Origin of the sequence: Shewanella amazonensis SB2B (assembly GCF_000015245.1) — a bacterium.
GTDB classification, from domain to species: Bacteria; Pseudomonadota; Gammaproteobacteria; order Enterobacterales; family Shewanellaceae; genus Shewanella; species Shewanella amazonensis.
On the sequence record NC_008700.1, the window covers coordinates 427,858 to 435,000 of the forward strand.

A 7,143-nucleotide genomic window follows, 5' to 3' on the forward strand; every position below is an offset into this window, starting at 1 on the left:
GATGACCAAGAACCAGGATAGAAATCTGATAGTCGGATTGGACATAGGTACCGCCAAGGTCGCTGCGATCATCGGCGAAGTCATGCCTGACGGAGAGATCAGCATTGTGGGTCTTGGCAACCACCCCTCCCGGGGAATGGATAAGGGTGGGGTGAACGACCTCGACTCTATCGTGCGCAGCGTGCAGCGGGCACTGGATCAGGCAGAGCTGATGGCCGACTGTCAGGTGTCGTCAGTGTATATGTCGATTTCCGGCAAGCATATCGCCTGCCAGAACGAGCGTGGCATGGTGTCCATCAACGATGAAGAGGTGACTCAGGAAGATGTCGACAATGTCATCCACACGGCCCGATCGGTGAAGATCCCGACAGAGCGTCGCATCCTGCATGTGTTGCCGCAGGAATACGCCATCGATGTGCAGGAAGGGATCCGCAGTCCCATTGGTATGTCGGGTATGCGTATGGAGGCCAAGGTACATATAGTGACCTGTGCCAACGACATGGCCAAAAACATCACCAAGAGCGTTGAACGCTGCGGTCTTAAGGTAGATGACCTGGTGTTTTCCGGTATCGCCTCTGCCGATGCGGTGCTGACCAACGATGAAAAAGACCTGGGTGTGTGTCTGGTCGATATCGGCGGCGGAACCACTGATATTACGGTTTACACCAATGGCGCTCTGCGTCACTGCGCCGTAGTCCCTGTGGCCGGTAATCAGGTAACCAACGACATCGCCAAAATTTTCAGAACGCCACTGTCCCACGCGGAGCAAATCAAGGTGCAGTATGCCAGTGCACGCAGCGCCATGGTCAGCCGCGAAGACAGCATTGAAGTGCCCTCTGTGGGCGGTCGTCCATCGCGTACCATGTCTCGCCATACCCTGGCTGAGGTGGTGGAGCCAAGGTATCAGGAGTTGTTTGAGTTGGTACTCAAAGAGCTTCGCAGTGCACGACTGGAAGATCAAATTGCCGCAGGCATAGTGCTCACTGGCGGCACAGCGTCTATCGAAGGCGCTGTCGATGTGGCCGAAGCCGTGTTCGGCATGCCGGTACGGGTCGCATCACCCATGCCGGTTAAAGGTTTATACGAATATGTGGATCAGCCCATTTACTCCACAGGGGTGGGGCTGCTTCACTATGGCGCCCGTCGGGTGCTCGAGCGGCAATACGAGCGTCCGCAGCGTCAAGGGGTCACCAGTGTCTGGAATCGGGTCCAGAGCTGGTTTAAGGGTGAATTTTAACTAACGCAGGCAAACGGAGATTCAGACCATGTTTGAGATCATGGATACTCATTCTGACGAGGCGGTGATTAAAGTCATCGGCGTCGGTGGCGGCGGTGGCAACGCCGTTGAACATATGGTGAAGCACAACATTGAAGGTGTTGAGTTCGTTGCAACCAACACCGATGCACAGGCGCTGCGCAAATCAGCCGCGGGTCAAACGATCCAACTGGGTCGTGATGTGACCAAGGGCTTGGGTGCCGGTGCCAATCCCGAGGTAGGTCGTGCGGCCGCCGAGGAAGACAAAGAAAGCATCCGCGCTGCCATCAAGGGCTCGGACATGATCTTTATCGCTGCCGGTATGGGCGGTGGTACCGGTACCGGTGCTGCACCTGTGGTGGCTGAAGTTGCCCGCGAAGAAGGCATTCTGACCGTGGCTGTGGTGACCAAGCCATTTCCCTTCGAAGGCAAGAAGCGTATGGCCTATGCCGAGCAGGGCATTGCCGAGCTTGCCAAGCACGTGGACTCACTCATCACCATCCCCAACGAGAAGCTGCTCAAGGTATTGGGCCGTGGCACCTCGCTGCTGGACGCCTTCGCGGCGGCCAACAACGTGCTCTTGGGCGCTGTGCAGGGTATTGCCGAGCTTATCACCCGTCCAGGTCTGATTAACGTCGACTTCGCGGACGTGAAAACCGTTATGTCTGAAATGGGTAATGCCATGATGGGTACCGGTGTTGCCCGTGGTGAAGACCGCGCAGAAGAAGCTGCTGAAGCCGCTGTCGCCAGCCCATTGCTGGAAGACATCGACCTCGCCGGTGCCCGTGGCGTGCTGGTGAACATCACTGCTGGTATGGACATGACCATCGAAGAGTTCGAAACCGTGGGTAACCACGTGAAGGCCTATGCCTCAGACAACGCTACCGTGGTAGTGGGTGCCGTTATCGACCCCGAGATGAGCGATGAACTGCGTGTGACCGTGGTTGCCACAGGTATCGGCGCGGATAAAAAGCCTGATATCCAGCTGGTGCCCAAGGTTCAGCCTCGTCCAGAGCCAGTGGTTGTTGAGCCAAAGGTTGAAGCCTTTGTCGCCGAAGAGCCTGTATATCAGACTCAGCCAGCCGCACCAAAAGGCAATGCTGTACCATCAGCAGCACCACAGGTAGCGACTGCACCAAAGAACGAGCTTGATTACCTGGATATTCCTGCTTTTCTGCGCAAGCAGGCTGACTGAGTAAAAAAACCGGTACAGACAGCAAAGTGGCAAAGTAGCTTATTTTTTGTGAAATGCCTGACTTGTGGTAGCATGTCTGACCAGCCGCACTATTGGCTGTCGTTTTCGACTGCCTGAGTGACAGTGATTTGTTGAATGCATAACGGGTAACTGAATGATTTTTCAAAGAACAGTTAAAGAAATGGTTAAGACCACCGGTGTTGGATTGCACTCCGGTAACAAGGTCACACTTACCATTAAACCCGCGCCAATCAATACAGGGATAGTACTGATGCGTACCGACCTGAACCCCGCCGTGGCCATTCCAGCCAAGGCGAATATGGTTCGGGAAACGACCATGTGTACCGCCCTGGTAAATGATGAAGGTGTTCGCATTTCGACTATCGAGCACCTGTTTGCTGCCCTGGCAGGCCTCGGCATTGATAATGCCGTTATCGAAGTGGACGCGCCCGAAATCCCGATTATGGATGGCAGCGCCAGCCCCTTCGTATTCCTGCTTCAGAGTGCCGGTATCCAGGAGCAGTCAGCGCCTAAAAAATATCTGCGTATCAAGCGCACCGTACGTGTGGAAGACGGCGACAAGTGGGCGGAAATCCGTCCGTTCCAGGGCTTCAGAGTCAACTTTGCCATTGACTTCAATCACCCTGAGATCGCCCGCAGCCAACAGCATATGGTGATGGACTTTTCCTCTACTGCCTTTGTGAAAGATATCAGCCGTGCCCGTACTTTCGGGTTTATGCGAGATATTGAGTATCTGCGTGCCAACAACCTGGCGCTGGGTGGCAGCATGGAAAATGCCGTGGTGCTTGATGAATACCGCGTCCTCAACCCCGATGGCCTGCGTTATGAGGACGAGTTCGTTAAGCACAAGATCCTGGATGCATTTGGCGATCTCTATGTCGCCGGTCATGCCATCATAGGTGAGTTTTGTGCCTATAAGACCGGCCATGCCCTGAACAATCAATTGGTCAGGGCAGTGCTTGCCGCTCAGGATGCCTGGGAATTGGTAAGCTTTGACAAAGAAGCTGATGCACCTGTCAGTTTCGCCATGCCCGGCAATGCAGTGTTTGCCTGAGCATAATAAGTTAACTTCATGACTGCCTGTGACGGCTGGCCAATGCAGCCAGCCGTTTCAGTTTTTGGCCCAGACTGCCTTCGGTATGTTCTGCCAGCGCTTCGAGATGTGCTGCTGCTGTTTCACTGAGTTGATTGGTGTTCACTGTGGCTTTTGGCCGATAGTGTGCCAGCGCCGGGTTGACTTTAACGTCAATAGCGGTGAGCATTGGGAGCGTTTCGGCCTGCAGTTGTTTCAGTAGCATAGGCTTTTGAAAGTTGATGCGGGCGGCCCAAGCGGCCGTTGCCGTTTCTATAACGAGAGTACCGTGGCGGAGATTGGCTACCTTGAGTTGCTCCGCGACCGGACCTGATACCATCTGTTTCACGACTTGATCCAGATTGTTGAGCAGCTCCGCCTTTTCGGCGATATCCGGCAGAGTGCCGGTCGTGTGCATGAGCGCAGCGAGGTCCTGAGGTAACTTTTTCATTCAATAAGAAGATGGCTGATTGAAGCTATGAGTGTAACAGTTTTTATTCAAGGCCGCAGCGGTGTCACCCGTTGGCAGCCCGGTAAACGATGGTTGCTGCTTCCGGTATTGTTGCTGGCCACAGGCGCTGGTCTGTATCAGCACAACAGTGCCCGTTTTGAAAGCCAGCAGGCCAGTGTCGACAATGAACGCCAGGCGCGTGAAAGCCAGAAGCGCGAAGTGCTTGAGCTGAAAAATGCGACCGAATCCCAACTCGCAACTCTGACCGCCTATGTTGCCCGCATGCAGGCGAAGATTACCCGTCTGGAAGCCCTGGGTCAGCAGGTTGCTCAAAATTACAAGCTTGAAGATCAATTCGACTTCTCCGCCGAAGCCGGCGTGGGGGGCTCGAGCGATCTTGGCTCTGCTATCGAACTCAACCAGCTTATTGAAGATATGAATAAGCTGGCACTCAGAATTGATAACAATGACGCTCAGCTGGCACTACTTGAAACCGTGGCAGCCAATCTCCATATAGATGAAGAACGTTATGTATCAGGGCGCCCTGTCAGCAAAGGCTATCTCTCGTCGCCCTACGGTTTACGCAATGACCCTTTCACCGGCCGAAGAACCATGCATAAAGGCATCGATTTCGCCGGTACAGAGGGGGCCGATGTTATCGCCACCGCCGGTGGTGTAGTGACATGGGCCGGAGACATGTTCGGTTATGGCCAATTGGTGGAAGTAGATCATGGAAATGGTCTGCGTACCCGATACGGCCACAATAAAACGTTGTCAGTAGCTGTAGGTGATGTAGTCGCCAAGGGTGAAAAAATTGCCACCATGGGCAGTACCGGTCGTTCTACCGGTCCCCATGTTCACTACGAAGTGTTGCGGTCGGGTCAGCAGATTGACCCACAGAAATATGTCTACCGCAAGGCAGGTTAACAACTTTGGCTGTGAGACTCGTCCAGGGACTTGGCCTTCATTGAGATAAGTAATCAGATGTTTGGTAATTTACTGACAAAAATTTTTGGTAGCCGTAACGACCGCACCCTGAAACAACTGGGCAAGGTCGTGGTAAAAATTAACGCATTGGAAGCCGAATACGAAAAGCTTTCCGATGAGGAACTCAAGGCCAAAACGGCTGAGTTCAAGGCCCGTCTCGAAAAGGGCGAGAGTCTCAATGAGCTGATGGCTGAAGCCTTTGCTACTGTGCGTGAAGCATCCAAGCGCGTATTTGAGATGCGCCACTTCGACGTTCAGCTGATGGGTGGTATGGTACTGGACAGCAACCGCATCGCCGAGATGCGTACCGGTGAAGGTAAAACCCTGACCGCCACACTGCCAGCCTATCTCAATGCACTGACCGGTAAAGGGGTGCACGTGATCACGGTGAACGACTATCTGGCTCGCCGTGACGCCGAGAACAACCGTCCTCTGTTTGAATTCCTCGGTATGTCTGTTGGCGTAAACGTGGCTGGTTTGAGCCACGCCGACAAAAAGGCCGCCTACGATGCTGATATTACCTACGGCACCAACAACGAATTTGGTTTTGACTACCTGCGCGATAACATGGCGTTTTCGCCAAACGATCGCGTCCAGCGTCCGCTGCACTATGCCCTGATTGACGAAGTGGACTCTATCCTTATCGATGAAGCCCGTACGCCACTGATTATCTCCGGCGCCGCAGAAGACAGCTCAGAACTCTACATGCGGGTCAATAAGTTGATCCCAAGCCTCATCCGTCAGGAAAAAGAAGACACTGAGGAGTTTGTGGGTGAGGGTGACTACTCCATCGATGAGAAGGCTCGCCAGGTACACATGACCGAGCGCGGTCAGGAAAAGGTTGAGCAACTGCTGACCGAAGCTGGCCTGCTTGCCGAAGGTGACTCTCTCTACTCTGCAGCCAATATCTCTTTGCTGCACCATGTTAATGCAGCCCTGCGTGCCCATACCCTGTTCGAAAAAGACGTGGACTATGTGGTACAAAATAATGAAGTGGTCATCGTGGATGAGCACACGGGCCGTACCATGCCGGGCCGTCGCTGGTCTGAAGGTTTGCACCAGGCTGTTGAAGCCAAAGAAGGCGTGCGCATTCAGAACGAAAACCAGACGCTTGCCTCCATTACTTTCCAGAACTACTTCCGTCTGTACGAGAAGCTGGCCGGTATGACAGGTACTGCCGATACCGAAGCGTTCGAGTTCCAGCACATTTATGGTTTGGATACCGTGGTGGTGCCAACCAATCGCCCTATGGTGCGTAAAGATATGCCGGATCTGGTATACCTCACTGCCCGTGAGAAATACCAGGCCATCATCGCCGATATCAAAGATTGCCGTGAGCGTGGTCAGCCTGTACTGGTGGGTACCGTTTCCATTGAGCAGTCAGAGCTGCTGTCGCGTTTGCTGAACCAGGACAAAATTCCCCATCAGGTACTGAACGCCAAATTCCACGAAAAAGAAGCGGAAATTGTGGCCCAGGCGGGTCGCAGCGGCGCTGTGACAGTAGCCACCAACATGGCCGGTCGTGGTACTGACATTGTGCTGGGTGGGAACTGGAAGTCAGAAATTGAAGCTCTCGAAAACCCAAGTGAAGCCGACATCGCCAGGATCCGCGCCGATTGGGAAGTTCGCCATAATGCCGTGGTCGAGGCCGGTGGTCTGCACATTCTGGGTACCGAGCGCCATGAATCCCGCCGTATCGACAACCAGCTGCGTGGTCGTTCCGGTCGTCAGGGGGATCCGGGTTCTTCCCGCTTCTATCTGTCGATGGAAGATAACCTGATGCGCATCTTCGCTTCTGAGCGTGTCGCCAACATGATGAAGAAGCTGGGCATGGAAGAGGGCGAAGCCATTGAACACCCATGGGTGACCCGTGCCATCGAAAACGCCCAGCGTAAAGTCGAAGCCCGCAACTTTGATATCCGTAAGCAACTGCTCGAATTCGACGATGTTGCCAACGACCAGCGTCAGGTTGTTTACGCCCAGCGTAACGAGCTGATGGATGCCGAAAGCATCGAAGAGACCATCAAGAATATCCAGGCGGATGTGGTTGATGGCGTAATCAGTCAATACATTCCACCTCAGTCAGTGGAAGAGCTGTGGGATGTGCCTGGTCTGGAAGACCGTTTGGCAAAAGAGTTTGGTCTGCAGTTACCAGTACAGGA

6 protein-coding genes (1 of these 6 only partly in view) are annotated in these 7,143 nt (G+C 53.9%); 5 read left to right on the plus strand and 1 reads right to left on the minus strand.

The annotated features are described in order from the left end of the window. The first annotated feature begins 1 nt into the window (after nt 1). The 3 genes from ftsA to lpxC all read left to right on the plus strand — a co-directional run bounded on the left by ftsA (nt 2) and on the right by lpxC (nt 3,525). On the plus strand, nt 2-1,237 hold the full coding sequence (gene ftsA, locus SAMA_RS01905) for a cell division protein FtsA (protein WP_011758478.1): 1,236 nt from the start codon (nt 2-4) through the stop codon (nt 1,235-1,237). A gap of 28 nt (nt 1,238-1,265) precedes the next feature. After that, nucleotides 1,266-2,450, plus strand: a complete 1,185-nt coding sequence (gene ftsZ / locus SAMA_RS01910) for a cell division protein FtsZ (RefSeq protein ID WP_011758479.1) — start codon at nt 1,266-1,268, stop codon at nt 2,448-2,450. Between the two features lie 154 nt (nt 2,451-2,604). After that, nucleotides 2,605-3,525 carry a UDP-3-O-acyl-N-acetylglucosamine deacetylase gene (lpxC, locus tag SAMA_RS01915; protein WP_011758480.1) on the plus strand — a complete coding sequence of 307 codons (921 nt, stop codon included), beginning with the start codon at nt 2,605-2,607 and terminating at the stop codon, nt 3,523-3,525. A 16-nt stretch (nt 3,526-3,541) separates the two neighbouring features. Here lpxC and SAMA_RS01920 read toward each other — a convergent pair whose 3' ends face one another. Then, nucleotides 3,542-3,994: a DUF721 domain-containing protein gene (locus SAMA_RS01920; protein WP_011758481.1), complete on the minus strand. Its 453-nt coding sequence runs from the start codon at nt 3,992-3,994 to the stop codon at nt 3,542-3,544. A gap of 27 nt (nt 3,995-4,021) precedes the next feature. On the opposite strand from SAMA_RS01920, the gene SAMA_RS01925 reads away from it, so the two are divergent. After that, complete coding sequence (locus tag SAMA_RS01925) at nt 4,022-4,921, plus strand: M23 family metallopeptidase (RefSeq protein ID WP_011758482.1); 900 nt, start codon at nt 4,022-4,024, stop codon at nt 4,919-4,921. A gap of 57 nt (nt 4,922-4,978) precedes the next feature. Then, nucleotides 4,979-7,143, plus strand: partial view of a preprotein translocase subunit SecA gene (secA, locus tag SAMA_RS01930; protein ID WP_011758483.1) — the 5' portion only. It continues 562 nt past the right edge of the window; 2,165 of the gene's 2,727 nt are visible here — the first part of the coding sequence; it begins with the start codon at nt 4,979-4,981; its stop codon lies beyond the right edge, outside the window.

Bases quoted from the DNA above. Each gene is read 5' to 3' on its own strand.
- lpxC (WP_011758480.1), top strand. From the start codon at position 2,605: ATGATTTTTCAAAGAACAGTTAAAGAAATGGTTAAGACCACCGGTGTT.
- SAMA_RS01925 (WP_011758482.1), top strand. From the start codon at position 4,022: ATGAGTGTAACAGTTTTTATTCAAGGCCGCAGCGGTGTCACCCGTTGG.
- ftsZ (WP_011758479.1), top strand. From the start codon at position 1,266: ATGTTTGAGATCATGGATACTCATTCTGACGAGGCGGTGATTAAAGTC.
- ftsA (WP_011758478.1), top strand. From the start codon at position 2: ATGACCAAGAACCAGGATAGAAATCTGATAGTCGGATTGGACATAGGT.
- SAMA_RS01920 (WP_011758481.1), bottom strand. From the start codon at position 3,994: ATGAAAAAGTTACCTCAGGACCTCGCTGCGCTCATGCACACGACCGGC.